Annotated in this window: 14 protein-coding genes; 6 read left to right on the top strand and 8 right to left on the bottom strand. The window is 69.0% G+C overall.

Features of this window, described 5'->3' with window-relative positions; translation table 11 throughout:
* Positions 1 to 9: 9 nt before the first annotated feature.
* Complete coding sequence (locus GGD89_RS00355) at positions 10 to 384, bottom strand: response regulator (RefSeq protein WP_184042110.1); 375 nt, start codon at positions 382 to 384, stop codon at positions 10 to 12.
* 216 nt (positions 385 to 600) lie between these two features.
* Positions 601 to 2,214, bottom strand: coding sequence for a helix-turn-helix domain-containing protein (locus tag GGD89_RS00350; RefSeq protein WP_184042109.1), 1,614 nt, complete (start codon positions 2,212 to 2,214; stop codon positions 601 to 603).
* Between the two features lie 302 nt (positions 2,215 to 2,516).
* Here GGD89_RS00350 and GGD89_RS00345 point away from each other — a divergent pair, with 302 nt between their 5' ends.
* The 5 genes from GGD89_RS00345 to GGD89_RS00325 all read left to right on the top strand — a co-directional run bounded on the left by GGD89_RS00345 (position 2,517) and on the right by GGD89_RS00325 (position 7,905).
* Complete coding sequence (locus GGD89_RS00345; RefSeq protein WP_184042108.1) at positions 2,517 to 3,872, top strand: ABC transporter substrate-binding protein; 1,356 nt, start codon at positions 2,517 to 2,519, stop codon at positions 3,870 to 3,872.
* Positions 3,873 to 4,140: 268 nt separating this feature from the next.
* Positions 4,141 to 5,169 (top strand): branched-chain amino acid ABC transporter permease, encoded by a 1,029-nt coding sequence (locus GGD89_RS00340; RefSeq protein WP_184042107.1) that lies wholly within the window; start codon positions 4,141 to 4,143, stop codon positions 5,167 to 5,169.
* 4 nt (positions 5,170 to 5,173) lie between these two features.
* On the top strand, positions 5,174 to 6,328 hold the full coding sequence (locus GGD89_RS00335; RefSeq protein WP_184042106.1) for a branched-chain amino acid ABC transporter permease: 1,155 nt from the start codon (positions 5,174 to 5,176) through the stop codon (positions 6,326 to 6,328).
* Between the two features lie 33 nt (positions 6,329 to 6,361).
* A complete protein-coding gene (locus tag GGD89_RS00330) occupies positions 6,362 to 7,120 on the top strand; it encodes an ABC transporter ATP-binding protein (protein WP_184042105.1) in 759 nt (252 codons plus the stop codon).
* A complete protein-coding gene (locus GGD89_RS00325) occupies positions 7,117 to 7,905 on the top strand; it encodes an ABC transporter ATP-binding protein (protein ID WP_184042104.1) in 789 nt (262 codons plus the stop codon). Before GGD89_RS00330 ends, GGD89_RS00325 begins: the two co-directional genes overlap by 4 nt.
* A gap of 88 nt (positions 7,906 to 7,993) precedes the next feature.
* On the opposite strand, the gene GGD89_RS00320 is transcribed toward GGD89_RS00325, so the two are convergent.
* A complete protein-coding gene (locus GGD89_RS00320) occupies positions 7,994 to 8,707 on the bottom strand; it encodes a GntR family transcriptional regulator (protein ID WP_184042103.1) in 714 nt (237 codons plus the stop codon).
* 392 nt (positions 8,708 to 9,099) lie between these two features.
* Positions 9,100 to 10,338: a glycerophosphodiester phosphodiesterase family protein gene (locus tag GGD89_RS00315; RefSeq protein WP_184042102.1), complete on the bottom strand. Its 1,239-nt coding sequence runs from the start codon at positions 10,336 to 10,338 to the stop codon at positions 9,100 to 9,102.
* Positions 10,339 to 11,774: 1,436 nt separating this feature from the next.
* Between GGD89_RS00315 and GGD89_RS00310 the strand changes: the two genes are divergently transcribed.
* Positions 11,775 to 12,401, top strand: coding sequence for a glutathione S-transferase family protein (locus GGD89_RS00310; protein WP_184042101.1), 627 nt, complete (start codon positions 11,775 to 11,777; stop codon positions 12,399 to 12,401).
* 218 nt (positions 12,402 to 12,619) lie between these two features.
* Here GGD89_RS00310 and GGD89_RS00305 read toward each other — a convergent pair whose 3' ends face one another.
* The 4 genes from GGD89_RS00305 to GGD89_RS00290 all read right to left on the bottom strand — a co-directional run bounded on the left by GGD89_RS00305 (position 12,620) and on the right by GGD89_RS00290 (position 17,376).
* On the bottom strand, positions 12,620 to 13,747 hold the full coding sequence (locus tag GGD89_RS00305) for a hypothetical protein (RefSeq protein ID WP_184042100.1): 1,128 nt from the start codon (positions 13,745 to 13,747) through the stop codon (positions 12,620 to 12,622).
* Between the two features lie 463 nt (positions 13,748 to 14,210).
* Positions 14,211 to 15,746, bottom strand: a complete 1,536-nt coding sequence (locus GGD89_RS00300) for an ATP-binding cassette domain-containing protein (protein ID WP_184042099.1) — start codon at positions 15,744 to 15,746, stop codon at positions 14,211 to 14,213.
* A 6-nt stretch (positions 15,747 to 15,752) separates the two neighbouring features.
* Positions 15,753 to 16,748 carry a transcriptional regulator GcvA gene (gene gcvA, locus GGD89_RS00295; RefSeq protein ID WP_184042098.1) on the bottom strand — a complete coding sequence of 332 codons (996 nt, stop codon included), beginning with the start codon at positions 16,746 to 16,748 and terminating at the stop codon, positions 15,753 to 15,755.
* A gap of 190 nt (positions 16,749 to 16,938) precedes the next feature.
* Positions 16,939 to 17,376 carry a DUF1489 family protein gene (locus GGD89_RS00290; RefSeq protein WP_184042097.1) on the bottom strand — a complete coding sequence of 146 codons (438 nt, stop codon included), beginning with the start codon at positions 17,374 to 17,376 and terminating at the stop codon, positions 16,939 to 16,941.
* Positions 17,377 to 17,398 lie beyond the last annotated feature (22 nt).

The following is a 17,398-nucleotide window of genomic DNA, read 5'->3' as shown; positions in this document are numbered from 1 at the left end:
GGTCACCGGTCATGGAGCGGCCAGCCGACGGGCCTGGCGCACCACGTCCTGGTTGGAGAATGGCTTGGCGATGAAGGCGTCCGCGCCCATCTGCTCGGCCATCTGGCGGTCGCGGGCCTGCCCCTTGGCGGTCAGCATGAGGACCGGCACGCGTTTCAGCGCGGGATCATCGCGCACCCGGCGCAGCACCTCGAACCCGTCCAGGCGCGGCAGCATGACGTCCAGGATCAGCAGGCCGGGCGGTCCCTTGGGGTCGCGCAGGCGGTCCAGGGCGTCCTCGCCGTCGCGCGCGGTGGCGATGTCATAACCTTCCCGGGCCAAGATGAAGACCAGGGATTCCAGGATACTGGGCTCATCCTCGGCGATCAGCAGGCGCGTGGGCACGCGCGTCCTCCCTCGTTCGCTCCCGTCGCCGTCCGTCCCCACGCATCGGGACAAACGCCGTGGCGTCCGCGCGGTCACGGACCCCGCCATTTCTTTATTTGTCGACCACCCTTGATCGGCTGGTTGTTTCCAATGGTACCGCGATGCCGCGTGAAAACAAAGGTCAAGGCTGTGGCCCGGCGAGTCCGATCCGGCCGGTCCGCTTGGCGTCGGCACTCACGTCGGCACGATCGAGTCGGCGGCGCGGTGGCGGCAGCCCTTGCGGGGGCACACCCGGCAGGACACCCCCACGGCGTCGGCCCGCGCCCGCGTCGACAGGTCCAGGCCGTCGGCGTAGACCAGCCGGTGGGCGTGGCGGGCGTCGCAGGCGATGGCCACCGACAGCAGGCGGGCCGGCGCCCCGAAGCTGTCCGCGCCCTTGGCCACGGTGCGGGCGACGAACAGGAAGCGGTCGCCCGACGGGGTTTCGGCCAGTTGCCGGACCACCGACCCCGGGGTCTGGAAAGCGCCGTAGATGGCCCACAGGGAACAGGCCGAGCCATGGCGGGGCATGGCCAGGTTGGGCAGGGGAAACCGCTTCGACAGGGTGCCGGCCGGGTCGGCGCGCAGCATGGCGAAGGGCACGCCCTCGGCGCCCGGCCGGCGCAGGCTCACGGTGCGCTGGCAAATCTGCTCGAAACTGGCGCGGTAGCGCCGCCGCATCAGGCCGATGTCGTAGCGCAGCCGTTCGGCGTCGTCGCGGAAGGTGTCGTAGGGAAACAGCAGCGCCGAGGCGGCATAGGCCGCCAGCACGCCGCGCGCCCGGCGGCGGGCGGTCGCCGTGCCCAGCGTGGGGGAGGCGGCCACCAGGGCCTCGATGGGCTCGATCAAGGCGCGGGCGGTGGCCAGCCGCGCGAGCGCGAAGCGGCGGCTGGGGGCCGGCGCGCCGTCCTCCAGGGCGCGGACGATGCCGTCGCTCAGGGCGTCCTCGGGCAGGCCCGGCACCGGTTCGGCGCGGGTTCGGTCGGGCAGCCCGCCGGAGCGGTCCAGGAAGGTGATCAGGTCGCCGTCGAGCACCAGGGCGGCCTGGTCGGCGGATCGCCGGGGGCCGCCGCGGCGCGCGGCGCGCAGCGCGTCGGCGAAGCGCTCGGCCTCCGTCTCCAGCGTCGGGAAGTGGGTGTCGTTGACCAGGATGAAGTCGTCCACCTCCTCGCCGGGGGTGACGGCGCGCTTGGGGGCTTCGGCCTGGTCGAAGAAGTCGGCGAGGGCCTGGGCGACGTCGGACAGACTCGCGCTTTCCGCCGCCAGCGTGGTGTGGAAGCGGCGGGACTGGTCGGGGGTGATGTCCTCGACGCTGGCCAGGATCTCGGCGGTGGAGCGGATGCCGGCGATGGTCGTCAGCATGCGGTGGACGATGTCCGACAGGAACGGGTCCTGGCCCAGGCGGTCGGACAGGGCGGCGATCACCTCGCCCCGGTCGCGGCACTCGCGGTGCAGGCGGGCCAGCGCCCGCGCCCAGCCGGGATGGCGGCCGACCAGCGCCGCCACCGCGCTGGCCAGGGGATCGGGACCGCGATCGCCCCCCAGGTCCAGGTCGGCCAGCAGCGGGTCGCCGGCGACGTCCGTCAGCTCGGCGGCCAGGCGCCGTTCCGAGGCGTCGTCCAGGGTCGCCGGATCCAGGTCCAGCGCCCGGGCGATGCGCAGCAGCAACGCGCCGCCGATGGTCCGCTTGCCGCGCTCGATGAGGTTGAAATACGACGTGGAAATGCCGACACGCTCGGCCAGATCGGCCTGCGTCAGACCGAGCGCGCGCCGCCGCGCGCGAATCTTAAGGCTGAAGCTGGACTCCATGAGAACGGCCTCCTTTCGGCGGTCATGTTGCGCCGCAAGGTGGATTTTTTGACTCCTCGGTCCAGCGCATGGAGAATTTTGTTACAAAAAAGCACAGGTAAATCAAGATATTATTGTTTTTTTGACAATAACCGCGTAACCCTGCGACAGAACCGAAGGGGGAGATCGCGCTGTCAGGGCGCCGGTGCAACCCCCATGGCGCGGCCAGCGGCGGGTCCATGTCCCCGCCCCGGACACCGGCGGCCGAGCCTCAACCGCACGCAGCGAACCGCGTGCAAACGCATGGAACCGGGAGGACTGGAATGGTTGATCTGATGACTCCGAGCCGTCGTGGCGTGTTGAAGGGCGGCGTCGCCCTGGGGGCCGGCCTGACCGCCGGTCTGGCCGCGCCCACCGTGTTTTCCTCGAAGGCCTGGGCCGCTGACTATCTGAACGCGCCCACCGGCGATACCGTGACCTTCGGTTTCAACGTGCCCCAGACCGGCGCCTACGCCGACGAGGGCGCCGACGAGCTGCGCGCCTACCAGCTGGCCGTCAAGCACCTCAACGGCGAGGGCGACGGCGGCATGCTGAACACCATGAAGCCGCTGACCCTGAAGGGGAACGGTGTGCTGGGCAAGAAGGTGGCCTTCGTCACCGGCGACACCCAGACCAAGTCCGACGCCGCCCGCGCCAGCGCCAAGCGCATGATCGAGAAGGACGGCGCGATCATGATCACCGGCGGCTCGTCCTCGGGCGTGGCCATCGCGGTGCAGTCGCTGTGCCAGGAAGCCGGCGTCGTCTTCATGGCCGGCCTGACCCATTCCAACGACACCACCGGCAAGGACAAGCGGCGCAACGGCTTCCGTCACTTCTTCAACGCCTACATGTCCGGCGCCGCCCTGGCCCCGGTGCTGAAGGACAACTACGGCACCGACCGCAAGGCCTACCACCTGACCGCCGACTACACCTGGGGCTGGACCCAGGAGGAGTCGATCAAGAACTCCACCGAGGCCCTGGGCTGGGAGACGGTCTCGGCGGTGCGCACGCCGCTGGGCGCCGGTGACTTCTCGCAGTACATCACGCCGGTGCTGAACTCCGGCGCCGACGTGCTGATCCTGAACCACTACGGCAAGGACATGGTCAACTCGCTGACCCAGGCCGTGCAGTTCGGCCTGCGCGACAAGCAGGTGGGCGGCAAGGACTTCGCCGTCGTGGTGCCGCTGTACTCGCGCCTGATGGCGCAGGGCGCCGGCGAGAACGTGAAGGGCATCCTGGGCACCACCAACTGGCACTGGTCCTTGCAGGACGAGGGCTCCAAGGCCTTCGTGAAATCCTTCGGCGAGGAATACGGCTTCCCGCCGTCCCAGGCCGCGCACACCTGCTACGTCCAGGCCCTCCTCTATGCCGATGCCTGCGAGCGCGCCGGCACCTTCATGCCCTGCGGCGTGGTCGAGGCCCTGGAGGGCTTCGAGTTCGACGGCATGGGCAACGGCCCGACCCTGTACCGCGCCGAGGATCACCAGTGCTTCAAGCAGGTCCTGGTGGTGAAGGGGAACGAGAACCCGACGTCGCAGTTCGACCTGCTGGAAGTGGTGCAGGAAGTCCCGGTCGACCAGGTGACCTACGATCCCGCCATCTTCGGTGGCGAACTGGGCGAGTGCAACAACGGCGTCTAAGGCCGTGTGACCGCTGACCAAGGCGCGGTCGCTCCGGGATCGGAGCGACCGCGACCCGTCTTGGTTGGCGGGCGTGCCGGGCGGATCCCTGACGCGAGGATTCGTTCGTCCGCCCGCGATGGTCCCCCATGCGGAATCAGACCGCGCCGTCGCGCGGCGTGATCCCTCATCGGGGACCCTTTTCCTCCGGTTTTTCGTTTTCCGGCCCGGCCGCGCGCCCCGCCCCCGTCGGGGCGGTCGCGCCCGGGTCCCCAAGGAGCCTTGGCGGATGGACGCGATCCTTCTCCAGATCCTGAACGGGCTCGACAAGGGCGGTGCCTACGCCCTGATCGCGCTCGGTCTGACCCTGGTGTTCGGCACCCTCGGCGTTGTCAATTTCGCCCATGGGGCGCTTTTCATGCTGGGCGCTTTCTGCGCGGTCAGCTTCAACCAGCTCATCGGCCTGGAGAAAGTGACCGTCGATCCCACCCAGATGACCCCGTGGGGCACGCCCCTGGAGATTCGGGTGCCCATGATCGAGGACTGGCTGGGCGCCACCGGCACCTTCATCCTCGACTACTCCGTGCCGTTCTCCATCCTCATGGCCATTCCGGTGATGATCATCGTCGGCCTGATCATGGAACGCGGCCTGATCCAGTTCTTCTACCGGCGCACCCATGCCGAGCAGATCCTGGTCACCTTCGGCCTGGCCATCGTGCTTCAGGAACTGATCAAGACCTGGTTCGGCGCCAACCCCATTCCCCAGGTGCCGCCCGACACCGTGCGCGGCGCCGCCGACGTGGGCACCCTGATCGGCTTCGAGGCCGGGCAGATCGTCTACCCCTACTGGCGCCTGATCTACTTCCTGTTCTCGGCCCTGATCATCGGTGGCGTGTTCGCGTTCCTGCAATTGACCACCTTCGGCATGGTGGTGCGCGCCGGCATGGCCGACCGCGAGACCGTCGGCCTGTTCGGGATCGATATCGAACGGCGCTTCACCATCGTCTTCGGCCTCGCCGCCGTGGTCGCCGGCCTGGCGGGGGTGATGTACACGCCGATCCTGCCGCCGGACTACCACATGGGCATGGACTTCCTGGTGCTGTCCTTCGTGGTGGTCGTGGTCGGCGGCATGGGCAGCCTGCCGGGCGCGGTGGCCGCCGGCTTCCTGCTGGGCGTCCTGCAGTCCTTCGCCTCGATGACCGAGGTCAAGAGCGTCCTGCCGGGGATCGACCAGATCATCATTTATCTCGTGGCCGTCATCATCCTGCTGGTGCGGCCGCGCGGCCTGATGGGCCGCAAGGGCGTGATGGAGAGCTGAGGCCATGACTGCGATCAAGCGCGAGACCGCGCGCGGCGACCTCGTCCGGTTCGCCGCCTTCACGGTGGTCATCCTGACCATGCCCCTGTGGCTGGTGCCCTTCGGCGCCGCCTACCCGGACCTGATGCAGAAGTTCGCCATCTATGGCCTGTTCGCCATCGGCTTCAACATCCTGTTCGGGCTGACCGGCTACCTGTCCTTCGGGCACGCGGCCTTCCTGGGGGTGGGCTCCTACACCGCCGTGTGGAGCTTCAAGCTGCTGGGCATGAACCCGCTGCCGGCGATCGGCCTGGCCATCCTGCTGGCCGGCGCCTTCGCCTGGGTGATCGGCTTCGTCAGCCTGCGGCGCACCGGCATCTATTTCTCCATCCTGACGCTGGCCTTCGCCCAGATGTCCTACAACCTGGCCTACTCGGTGCTGACGCCGATCACCAACGGCGAAACCGGCTTGCGGGTGCTGAACAGCGACCCGCGCGTGCTCGACCACATGATCGGCGCCGGCGAGGTGGAGGGGTCCCTGGTGGCCACCCTGTTCGGGGTCGAGATGAACGGCTTGCCCGGCTTCTACTTCTGCGCGGTCTGGTTGCTGATCGGCATGTTCGTGTCCTTCAAGATCTTCCGCTCGCCGTTCGGGCTGATGCTCCAGGCCATTAAGTCCAACCAGAACCGCCTCAACTACACGGGCATCAACACCCGTCCCTACGCCCTGACGGCCTTCGTGATCTCGGGCATGTACGCCGGTCTGGCGGGCGCCCTGCTGTGCGTCACCGACCCGCTGGCCGGGGCCGAGCGCATGCAGTGGACCGCCTCGGGCGAGGTGGTGCTGATGACCATCCTGGGCGGTGCCGGCACCCTGCTCGGCCCGATGCTGGGCGCGGGCATCATCAAGTACTCCGAGAACATCTTCTCGGCCTTCAACGAACAGACCCTGCACCAGATCTTCGGGGTCCTGCCCGACGGCGTGGAGGGCGCGGTGGTCTCGGTGGCCGGGCTGTTCGTCGGCGAGGGCTGGCACCTGACGCTGGGCCTGCTGTTCATGCTGATCGTCATCTTCCTGCCCGGGGGCCTGATCGAGGGTGGACGCCGCATCGCCGGGGCGCTGTCGCGCTCGCGCAAGGGCGGCGGCATCGACCACGCCCACCCCCAGGCGGCCGAGTAGACGCCACGGATGACGAAAGGGAGACACCGAACGATGGGCATTCTCCAGGTCCAGAACGTCAACAAGAGCTTCGGCGGCCTGAAGGCCCTGAACAACGTCAACCTCGACATCACCGAGGGGACGGTGCACGCCATCATCGGCCCCAACGGCGCCGGCAAGTCGACGCTGCTCAACTGCTTCGTCGGCCGCCTGCGGCCCGACACCGGCACCGTCAAGTTCAACGGCCGCTCGCTGCTGGGCCTGACGCCGCACGAGATCAACCAGGTGGGCGTGGCCCGGGTGTTCCAGACCCCGGAGATCTTCAGCGACCTCACGTTGCTGGAGAACGTCCTGATCCCCGCGCTGGCGGTGCGGGACGGGGCGTTCCGCGTCAACACCTGGGGCCGCGTGGACAGCCAGGCCGACGTGCGCGACCGCGCCGAGGCCCTGCTGGCCGACGTCGGGCTGGCCGACAAGCGCCACACCCAGTCCAGCAGCCTGTCGCGCGGCGACAAGCGCCGCCTGGAGCTGGCCATGTGCCTGGTTCAGCAGCCCAAGCTGGTGTTGCTGGACGAGCCCACCGCCGGCATGTCGCGTGCCGACACCAACAACACCATCGATCTGCTGGCGCGCATGTCCGAGCAGCACGGCGTGACCAAGATCATCATCGAGCACGACATGCACGTCGTCTTCTCGCTGGCCGATCGGGTCACGGTGTTCGCGCAGGGCCATCCGATCGTCGAAGGCACGCCCGACGAGATCAAGGGCGATCCACGGGTCCAGGAAGCCTATCTGGGAGGAGCACAGGTATGAACGCCAGCACCCTCAAGGATCGCGTCGCGTCCGCCTCGGTGGCCGCGGATCGCGCCACGCCGGCCTCGGAGGCCGACGCGCCGCCGTACTTCCAGGCCCGCGACCTGCACGCCTACTATGGCGAAAGCTACATCGTGCAGGGCGTCGGGTTCGCCATGCGGGAGGGCGAGATCCTGGCCCTGCTGGGCCGCAACGGCGCCGGCAAGACGTCCACGCTCCGGACCATCGCCCGGCTCGCCGACCCGCAACTGACCCAGGGCGAGGTGTGGCTGGCCGGCCAGCCGCTGCACCGCATGAAGGCCTATCAGGCGGCCCGCCTGGGGGTCGGCCTGGTCCCCGAGGACCGGCGCATCATCCAGGGCCTGACCGTGCAGCAGAACCTGCAACTCGCGCAGATCGCCAAGCCGGTGGGCTGGTCGATCGAGCAGATCTACGAGCTGTTCCCGCGCCTCGGCGAGCGCAAGACCCAGGAGGGCACCACGCTTTCCGGCGGCGAGCAGCAGATGCTGGCCATCGGCCGCGCCCTGGCCCGGGACGTCAAGCTGCTGCTGTTGGATGAGCCCTACGAGGGCCTGGCCCCGGTCATCGTCCAGGAAATCGAGCGCACCCTGGAAAAGGTCCGTGCCCTGGGCATGACCACGATCATCGTCGAGCAGAACGCCATCGCGGCGCTCACCCTGGCCGACCGGGCCGTGATCCTGGACATGGGCGAGGTGGTGTTCGACGGCTCCGCCCGCGAGGTCCTGGACAACGCCGATCTGCGTCACGAGTACCTGGCGGTCTAGCCGTCGGTTCGCACGCGCGCACGGGCGGGGCGCGGCACAGGGCGTCCGGCCGTATCGCGATGCCGCGACGGGCGGCGCGGGGTCGTGGTCACCACGGCTGGAAGGTCGCGCCGTCCGAATGACCGATCAGGGTCATCAGGCGCCCCTGGAAGCGCTGGCCATGGCGCGTCAGGGCGTCGATGAGGGCGGTGCGGTCGGTGCGGCGCAGGCAGTCGATGATTTCCGCGTGATCGCCGACGATGCCCTGCTGTTCGCGCGCGAACACGCGGCGCACGGTTAGTTCCTTTTCGCTTCGATAGACGAAGAACAGCATCCGCCGGGCCGCCGCGTGCACCCGGGCGCTGAAGTCGTAGACATAGCTGTTGTCCGTGGCCTCGGCGATGCGCAGGTGGAAGTCCGCGTTGTGGCGGGTGATGTCGAGCAGGTCGTTGCGGGCGATGGCGGCGCCATGGTGGTCCTGGATCGCCATGATGTCCTTGACCAGTGCGTGATGATCGAAGCGACAGAAGTAGCCGATCAGCCGTTCGGCGGCGAAGTAGGCATCGAAGAAGTGCGCGGTCTCGGTCAGGTCCAGGGGCCGAACGAAGGCGCCCCGGTTGGCGCGCAGATGCACCAGCCCTTCGGACGCGAGGCGGTTGAGGGCCTCGCGAGTCGGCGTGCGGCCAAGGCCGTAGCGGGTCATCAGTGCGCGCTCGTCGATATGGCTACCCGGGGCCAGGGTCAGGTCGAGGATACGGTCGCGGATGATGCCGAGGGCGGTTTCCGATTGCGAGGTCCCCGAACGACCGATGGGTTCCGACATGTCAAGGATGCTCCACTGTCATGGCCATGAACGGCGAGCGCGCCATTTACGCGGGATTGACGTCCGCATGCAATACCTGGGATGGTTTGGGCGAGACTAGAGCAGACGTTGCGGGTGGGCAAGCGGAATACGTAATCAGGTGCAATCGTATATTGTGTCAATCCGTAGAAATATCACCATATTTGGCGTGCATGCGAGCGATCGTTTGGCGGACACGGGCGCGACGCGGTCCGGGGTCGCGCGCGTGCCGTGTCCGGGTCGTGCCGCCGGGGACAGGTCCCGGCCCGCAAACGAAACCGGGGCGAGTCCTCGCGGACTCACCCCGGTGATCGTCCTCGCGCGCCCACGCGACCGCGTCGGCGCCGTCGCCCCGGCGTTACCCGGGACGGCGTCTACTTCAGGCCCATGCAACTGGCATAGTAGCTGACCGTGGCGGGCCAGTCGGAGAAGATGCCGATCACGCCGACGTCCTGGGCCAGCACGTCCACCAGTTCCATCATCACGCCGTCGCCGTCGGTGATCGCCTCGATCGACTGATAGTACCAGCCGCCGCCGGTCACCAGCGGGCCGGAGCGTTCCAGCGACCAGGTGATGATGCTCAGGCCGGCGGCCTTGGCGTTCTCGGCGTAGACCGAGGGCACGATCTCGCCGTTCTCGACCGTCACCAGCACCCACAGGGGCGGGGCGATGATGTTGACGCCCATCGCCTTGAGGTCGGCCATGGTGTGCGTCCAGGTGGACGGGTCCATGGGGTCCCAGCCCTCGATCTCGTAGCTGTCGTCCAGGTAGACGGCCTGGGCACCGAACGCGGGTTCGTGCTCGACCCAGTACAGCACGTCGTCGAGATTGAAGGACTGCGCCCAGACGTCCGAGGCCGGAATGCCGGCGGCCTTGTACTCGTCGATCAGCTTCTGGGCATAGTCTTCCTGGGTGAAGCCGTCAAAGGGCATGTCGACGGCCGGTGTCTTGAGTTCCGGGGTGAATTTTCCGCCCAGGTCGCGGATCAGCGCGATCGAGTCCGCGTGGGTCATCAGGGTGCCGGTCTCGGCCGCGTACAGGTCGGTGCGCCACCCGGCGGTGGCGTCCATGTACGCCTCCACCGTGGCGGCGCTGCTGTCGCCGGCGTCCATCTTGCCCCGGAGGCTGAGGAACTCGGCCAGGGTCAGGTCGGAGGTGCGGCACTCGACCCGGGCCGGCTCGTCACCGCTGGCCGGTGTGAAGGGCTGGGTGCACTTGGCGGCGAGGTCGGTGGCCAGGATGTTGGTGGTGGTGTGCAGGTCGTTCTGGGCGTGCCGGCAGACCAGTTCCATGTCGGCGGTGAAGGCCACGTCGCATTCGATGATGCCCGCGCCCATGCGCGCGGCGGCCACGTAGGAGTCGCGGGTGTGCTCCGGGAACTGCAAGGGCGCCCCCCGGTGACCGATGGAAAACAGGGTTCGCTTCACCGGGGTCCCGGCGCAGGCCAGCAGCTTTTCCTTCAGCGCGCCGTCGTCCATGCGGTCGACCAGGAACAGGGGGCGGGGACCCACCTGGACGGTCTCGGCCAGGGCCATCGAGACGGTGGCGACGGAGGCGGTGGCGACCAGCGCGGTGCCGGCAACCAGGGACGCGAGGCCGGATTTCGGGACCATGAGCTTCTCCAGTGGCGAGTGGGGGGCGGCCGGCGCGGCGCGCCCGGACCGTGTCGGGACCGCCGGGCGGGTCCGCCGGTCGCCGGTCCCGGCCGTGGGGCCTTGGGGGACTCCTGCTTTACCGCAGTCGTGTTGCCCGACAATGACGGGGCGGTGAACCTTCGGTGACAGGGCGGCGCGCCGCACCGATCACGCGATCCGTTTGGTGTGTCGAGAGGGCGCGGGCGGGCGCGGTGTCATGTCGGTTCGATGAAGACCATAACCGTCGGCTGAATGGGGATGACGTCCTCCGCCGAAAGAGGTTAGACTTTTCTACAAGAGCGGTTCCGTGCTCTCCCGTATGACAAGACCTATTGAGTGTATGCGCCCAAGGCGCGGAGGGTGGGAATGGCGTCGTCGGTTCGCCTCGGATGGTCGGAGAATGCCGACCGTGCTTGCCCGCGGACGGGTGGGAGGCAGCAGAATGCAGCAGGATGGCCGGCGGTCGGGTTCGACACGGGGCGGGGCTTGTGGACCGGGCAAGGCGTGGCGAACGGAGGCCCTGGTCTCGGACGAGGACGTCGTGCGTGCCACCCATGAGACCGCCTTGGCGAACGGCGCCTGCGCCCCCCGGGCATGGCGGGCGGCCGTGGGCGCGTATCTGGAACGCCATCCGGGTATCAGTGTGTATACCGCCGAAAGGATCGTGTCTGCCGTGATGCGCCCCGTCCGTGAGGATGAGGAGCGGCGCCGGATGACCGACGGTCGGATAATCGGGGACGTTTGATCGCGGCAGGTTCGCACGTTTCGCGAAAGACCTCTCAATTTGCGACGCACTGTGCAAAGTGAAATGCACCTTGGGAAAGGGGATTTGCTAACATGAATGGTGACGAAAGGGTGACGCACATATAGAGCGCAGACAGAGAGAGCCCCGGTCGCGCTCCGTGGGGAGCGGCCGAGGCAGTCAAAGTATAGATTGAAACGGATAAGAAACGATAAAGAAAGAAGGGGAACGGCGCGGCGGAGAGAGGGAGCAAACGACCGCGACCGTTCCCCTGACCGGCGTGGGTGGCCGGTTGAGTCCGCGACGCGGAGGCGGACACGGGAAGTACCGCGCCGGGACTCATGTGTCGGGCCCGTCTGGAGGGGGTGTCGAACCCGTCACATCACGGTCCATGCAGCTTGCGTGCCAGTTCTTTCTTGCCATGACATGACGATATCTTGCGCCCGAAGGGCGGCCCCGGAGCGGCTTTCTCCCGCGCTGGCTGCGGACGGCCCCGCCATCTGGTGTTTGCACAATATTTCTTAATTTGTATGATTTTCTCCCGCTGGCGTCCCCGGTGCCGTCTCGCGGCCCCGACCGGGACCCGTCAGAACCAAGGCCGGCCGATCTCGTTCCGCGCGCCAGCGTCCCCTCCGTCAAACTCTTGTTCCATCGTCTGCACACGAGGCTGTCCATGCTGCTGATTGGCCGTGACCTGTCCCCCTACACCCGTCGCGTCGCCGTCTCGATGACGCTGCTCGGGATCCCGGTCGATCGCCTGCCGTTGGCGGTGACCACCCATGCGGCCGAGATTCGCAAGCACAATCCGCTGGGCCGCGTGCCGGCGCTGCATCTGGACGACGGAACGGTGCTGATCGACAGCGTCGCCATCCTCGACCATCTGGACCAGACGGTGGGGCCGGAACGCGCCCTGGTCCCGCCGGGGGGCGAGGCCCGGCGGCGGGTGCTGCGCCATTGCGCGCTGTTGACCGGGGTCCTGGATAAGGGGGTCAGCGCCTACTACGAGCGCGCCCGCCGTCCCGAGGACAAGATGTACGCGCCGTGGGTGGCGCAGTGCGAGGATCAGGTCGTCGGCGGCCTGGAGGCGGTCGAGGCGGAGCGGCCGGACCAGGCCGGCGGCTGGTTCCTGGACGGCGATCGCCCCGGCCAGGCGGACGTGACCGCTATGGTGACGCTGTCGTTCCTGGCCGTGGTGCTGCCGCATCTTGTGGAGGCCGGGCGCTGGCCCCGGCTGGAGGCGCTGGTCGCCACCCGGGGGCCGACCCTGCCGGGCTTCGCGGAAACCGAACCCAGCGTGTGAGCCCCCGGTATGTCGTCGCCACCACGGTGGATGAGCGTGACTCATCCGCCCCCGGGCGCCTTGCAGGCGCCCGGATGTTCCAGATCTTGGCACCGCGAAGCGGTGCCAGGGCGGCACCGTCCCGCTCCCCACCGGAGCCGGGCGGCGCGTAACGCAACAACGCCGTCACGGAAACCATCCGTGACGGCGTTGTTGGGCAATACTCTGTGATCCTGAAACTACCGCACGAAGACGTGGACCTCGGGGTACTGGACGGTCGGGCTGGTGGTCGCGGCCAGGGAGACGCGGTTGGGGTCCACGCCCATGCCCTGGAGCGAGCGCACCACGCGCTCGGCATAAAGGCGCGCCTGGGCGGTGTTGTTGGAGGGCTGGCCCACCGCGTTGACCGCCGGACCCACGGCGACCACCTGGAAGCCGGCGCCGGGCATGCGGATGAGGGCGTTGTTGACGGCCTCGTGCAGGGCTGTTTCGTAGTCCACCGACCCCCGGTCGAAACGGATCATCACCAGCGGCTGGCCGCCGCCGACTCCCGGCGACAGCGTGGCGGCGCCGGCGCCGAGGCCCGCGCCGTAGCCCATGGCGGCCATCTGCGGGCTGCCCAGGATCGGCCGGTTGGCGAAGCTGGTGCCGTAGAGCTGGCCGTTCTTGATGGCCAGGGCCAGGGTGTTCAGGTTCTGCTTCTCGTTGCTGACGTACTGCTGCTGGCGTGCCACGTCCTGGGACAGCTCGTTCAGCAGGCGTTCGATCAGCACCACGGTCTGCTGGGTCTCGTCCTCCAGCACCCGGAGCTGGCGGTGATCCTCGTCCACCGCGCCCGACAACGAGAAGGACGCCCGCACGGTGTCCAGCAGGTAGTTGGCCATCGCCGAGTTGGTGGAGATCTGCGCGGCCAGCTGGTTCATCAGGATGATGTCGTCGTTGATGGTGTTGAGCTGCGCCTGGGCCTGCTCCCATCGGTTCATCAGGATCGGGTTGCCCGGGGTGGTGCCCACCTGCAGGCGCGCGTTCATGCCGGCCACGTTCTCGTGATAGGCCTGGGAATCCTGGATGGTCTTGTTGCGGACCGTCTGCAACTGGGTGTTCTGATCGCGGATGGCGGTCTGAAGCTGTGTGAGTTCCGTGCGGTAGCCGACCACCTTCTGGCCCACGTAGGTTCCGGTGGGCGATCCGGCGGACACGCCGGAGGGCTCGAAATAGGTGGACCCCAGGCGTGGCGGCTGGCTGCCGGCGTAGGTGGAGGAGGAGGGTCCGCTCAGGGATGGGAACGGCGTTCCGATGGTGTCACACCCGGCAAGGGCCATCATCGCCGCCATCAGGAGAACCGCGCGAGTGTTCCGAAGCGCCATGAGCGAAACCTTCAGTGAGCCTGTGTTGAGTCCCGTTCGTCCACCGGAGCGGTTCCCCGCCATCCGCCGTCGTCTGTGCATCCGGATCGAGCTGTCCCGGAGGGTGCCTTCGCCCGCCGCCCTTGCGCGCGGACCACGCACCACCCGCTCCGCGACCCAGGGGCGGGTCCGGTGTCCCGACGTGACCGATCATCGCAGACATACACCGGCCTCGCCACCGACCCCGTCGGCGAGAGGGGTCCCGGCGCCAGGACCCTCAGCATTTCCAGCATTCGTTTCGGACCGGCAGCCACCGGCGGCTGGTTTGTAGAATTTTCGGGAGTGTACGTAAAGTGTTCGGTCGGAACAAGCCGCTTTTCGTCGCCAAATCTTCATTGTAGTTCAGAATTCGCCGTAAGTCGCACCGCTCCCGACCCACGGCGGCCTGACGGCGGGGGCCGGCGATTCGCGCCGGTGGTCGTCGTCACGAGAACTCGGCCAGCGCCACCAGCGCATGAATGGCGAGCACGCTGCCCAGGGCCGTGGTCACCGCCGCCGAGATGCCGTCGTTGATGTCCAGGCCGGTGAGCTTGGGCCGCAAGCCCTGAACCAGGGCGGTGGCGGCGATGGCCCCGGCGCTCAGCACCATCTTCACCACCACCCAACCGGTGCCGCGCGGGATCCACCGGTCCGCGTCCACCAACTGGCTGAAGAAGTGCCGTGCCCACCGGTCCATCTCGCCGTCCAGAAGGCCGGCGAACACGATGGCCGAGGTCAGCGACGCGAGCCCGAACAGGCCGAAGGCGTAGACCAGCGCGGCGACGGTCGTCGTCGCCGTCACGGTGCCCCACAGGTAGGGCCGCTCGGGCAGGCGCAGGTTGCGCATGGCCAGGATCTGCGTCGCGTGGGTCCGGTGGCCCATGTCGGCGGCGACGATGGCGCCGGCCCGCGCGGCCAGCAGGATCGCCGTGATCAGCGGGATCAGGACCCGGTAGAGCAACGCCCCCAGGCCGGCCAGCACGTCGTTGAGGATCAGCGGCGACAGCACCGTGCGATAGGGCATGGTCTGAATGGTGAACCAGGTGGTGACGAATCCCACCAGCACCGCCGCCAGGCCCATGTACAGCACCGCCGCCGGGCGGAACGCCAGGCTCCACAGGTATTCGCGCAGATACCGGCCGATCCAGCGCCGCCGCCAGGGCGCGCGCACCGCAGCCGCCGGGCTGGCCGGCGGGGCGTCGTGGTCCCGGCCGTCGTTCCCATTCGTCGGCGGGGGCGGCGGGTGCCGGTCCCTGTCGGCGGCCGTCAGGAGGCGGGCCTCGATCGCCGCGCGCTCGGCCGGCAGCGGCTCCAGGCGCCGGGTCTCGGGGTCCATGAACAGCACCTGCCCGGCATGGGGCAGGAAGGGGTCCAGGTGGTGGGCGACGATGATCACGCCGCGCCCCAGATCCCGCGCGACGCGGGCGATCAGCGCGGCCAGCGCGCGCGCCGCCGCCCCGTCCAGGCCGGCGTTGGGCTCGTCGAACAGCAGCACCGGGCGGTCCGCCAGCACGGTGCGGGCGATGGCCACGCGCTGCTGCTGCCCGCCGCTGAGGGCGCGGGGCGAGCGATCCGGCGGCAGGTCGGCGACCAGGGCGCGCGCCATGTCGGCCGCCGGGCCGGCGCGGGCGCCGCCGTGGTCGGCGACGATGGCCAGGTTCTCGGCCACCGTCAGTTCCTCGAACAGGCCGAGGGTCTGGAACACCAGCGCCCCGACCCCGGCCTGTCCGGGGGCGGCCGCCATGTCCACCGACGGGTGTCCGGCGACCACCAGGGTCCCCGCCAGCACGTCGCCGGGACGCGCCAGCCCCGCCAGGGCCCGCAGAAGGGTGCTCTTGCCGCACCCGGACGGCCCGGTCAGCAACAGGATTTCCCCCGGCGCCAGGGTCAGGGCGGCGTTCTCAAGCAGGTGCCGCCCGTCGGGGGTCCCCAGGGTCAGGCCGTGGACGGACAGGGCGGGGGACGGAGGGCCGGACGTCATGCGCGCCTAACTCCACGGGCCCGGCCGCGCGCTATGCTGCGCGTTGAAGATCACCCCGCCCTCCTGGGAAGCCGGCAGGATGCGCGAGATCGGTCGCGCCAGGCAGGCGGTGGCGGTCTGGCGGGTCAGCCAGCGGTGGAAGGCGCGCACGCGCGGGCTGCCGAAGCGGTCCGGCGCGCACAGGAACCAGTAGGCGAAGTTGCTCTCGATGGCCAGGTCGAAGGGCGCCACCAGGCGGCCCTCGGCCAGTTCGTCGGCCACCAGCACGGTGCGGCCCAGCAACACGCCGTGCCCGGCCACGGCGGCCTGGACGCTCATGGTGGAATCGACGAATCCGGGGCCGCGCTCCGGATCCAGGCCGACCGCCGCCAGGTCCACGCCGGCGGCGCGCAACCAGACCTCCCAACTCAGGCCGGCGTCCTGCAACAGCACATGATGCGCCAGGTCGGCGGGCGTGCGCAGGGGATGGTCCCCGGTCAGCAGCGACGGGGCGCACACCGGGAACACCTCGTCCCGCAGCAGCATTTCGGCATGCAGGCCGTCATAGGGACCCGGCCCCATGCGCACGGCCACGTCCGCCTCGCCGCCCAGCAGGTCCGCGCAGGACATGCCGGTCTCCAGCCGCAGTTCGATATCCGGATGGGCGGCCAGGAAGTCGCCCAGGCGGGGGATCAGCCAGCGGGCGGCGAAACTGGTCATGGTGGACACCACCAGCCGGCCGGCCTGGCACTGGTCGCGCAGGGTGTCGGTGGCTTCCTGAAGGATCTGGAACGCCTCGCGCACCCGCCGGGCGTAGCGCTGTCCCGCCTCGGTCAGGTGGATGGAGCGGGTGCCGCGCCGGAACAGCGGCACGCCCAGGCTTTCTTCCAGGGCCTTGACCTGATGGCTGACGGCCGCCTGGGTGACGTGCAGTTCCTCGGCGGCGCGGGTGAACGACAGGTGGCGGGCGGCGGCGGCGAAGGCGCGCAGGGCGTTGAGGGGTGGCAGGCGCTGGGGCGACATGGCGACGGATCCGGGTTGGGGCGATCTCCAGGTCCCACCATACCCGAGGACCGCGCCGATGCGGATGCCCGTTTCCGCCGGGGTGGAATCGTGGCTGCACCGGACGGCATCCTGAGCCAGACGCCGGTGCCGCCGCCGTCCCTGGATCCAATGGCCTTCACGCGCGCGCCGACGTGATCCGGGACGGCCCTCACAGGAGCCCCAGATCCCGCAGGTCGCGGCGCAGGCTCTCGGGCATGGCGCCGGTTTCGTCGCCCTCGCCGGCCGTCCCCGCGATCCGGTCGGGCGGCGCCTTCTCCGCGACCAGATAGCGCCAGCCCTGGAACGGTCGCCACGGCCAGTGCTCGGTGTCGAGGATCCCCGGGTCCAGGTGGATGCGGCAGGCCGAGCGCCCGCTGTCGGGGTCGGTGATCGCCTCCAGATCCAGGATCGGCTGGCGGCAGCGGATGGCGCCCTTCATCACCCAGTACAGGGATCCCCCCTCCAGGATGGCGTCGCGGCGGCGCGGCATCATGCGGGTGGTGTGGACCAGCGCGGCGCCGGCCACCTCGCGGCGGCCGTGCTGCCACGCGCGCAACTGATCGGGCGTTTCGACGCCGACGCAGAGTTTGACCAAGTGCAGAGGCATCAGCGCTTGTACCCGGCCGTCG

Origin of the sequence: Roseospira visakhapatnamensis (assembly GCF_014197915.1) — a bacterium.
GTDB lineage: Bacteria > Pseudomonadota > Alphaproteobacteria > Rhodospirillales > Rhodospirillaceae > Rhodospira > Rhodospira visakhapatnamensis.
The sequence above is the reverse complement of the archived record's forward strand: the minus strand, read 5'-3'. Positions and strand labels throughout refer to the sequence as shown.

What these genes read in the sequence shown, in the direction of transcription:
- GGD89_RS00320 (WP_184042103.1), bottom strand. Translation starts at nt 8,707, where the DNA reads ATGTCGGAACCCATCGGTCGTTCGGGGACCTCGCAATCGGAAACCGCC.
- GGD89_RS00345 (WP_184042108.1), top strand. Translation starts at nt 2,517, where the DNA reads ATGGTTGATCTGATGACTCCGAGCCGTCGTGGCGTGTTGAAGGGCGGC.
- GGD89_RS00305 (WP_184042100.1), bottom strand. Translation starts at nt 13,747, where the DNA reads ATGGCGCTTCGGAACACTCGCGCGGTTCTCCTGATGGCGGCGATGATG.
- GGD89_RS00315 (WP_184042102.1), bottom strand. Translation starts at nt 10,338, where the DNA reads ATGGTCCCGAAATCCGGCCTCGCGTCCCTGGTTGCCGGCACCGCGCTG.
- GGD89_RS00310 (WP_184042101.1), top strand. Translation starts at nt 11,775, where the DNA reads ATGCTGCTGATTGGCCGTGACCTGTCCCCCTACACCCGTCGCGTCGCC.
- GGD89_RS00340 (WP_184042107.1), top strand. Translation starts at nt 4,141, where the DNA reads ATGGACGCGATCCTTCTCCAGATCCTGAACGGGCTCGACAAGGGCGGT.
- gcvA (WP_184042098.1), bottom strand. Translation starts at nt 16,748, where the DNA reads ATGTCGCCCCAGCGCCTGCCACCCCTCAACGCCCTGCGCGCCTTCGCC.
- GGD89_RS00300 (WP_184042099.1), bottom strand. Translation starts at nt 15,746, where the DNA reads ATGACGTCCGGCCCTCCGTCCCCCGCCCTGTCCGTCCACGGCCTGACC.
- GGD89_RS00330 (WP_184042105.1), top strand. Translation starts at nt 6,362, where the DNA reads ATGGGCATTCTCCAGGTCCAGAACGTCAACAAGAGCTTCGGCGGCCTG.
- GGD89_RS00325 (WP_184042104.1), top strand. Translation starts at nt 7,117, where the DNA reads ATGAACGCCAGCACCCTCAAGGATCGCGTCGCGTCCGCCTCGGTGGCC.
- GGD89_RS00335 (WP_184042106.1), top strand. Translation starts at nt 5,174, where the DNA reads ATGACTGCGATCAAGCGCGAGACCGCGCGCGGCGACCTCGTCCGGTTC.
- GGD89_RS00290 (WP_184042097.1), bottom strand. Translation starts at nt 17,376, where the DNA reads ATGCCTCTGCACTTGGTCAAACTCTGCGTCGGCGTCGAAACGCCCGAT.
- GGD89_RS00350 (WP_184042109.1), bottom strand. Translation starts at nt 2,214, where the DNA reads ATGGAGTCCAGCTTCAGCCTTAAGATTCGCGCGCGGCGGCGCGCGCTC.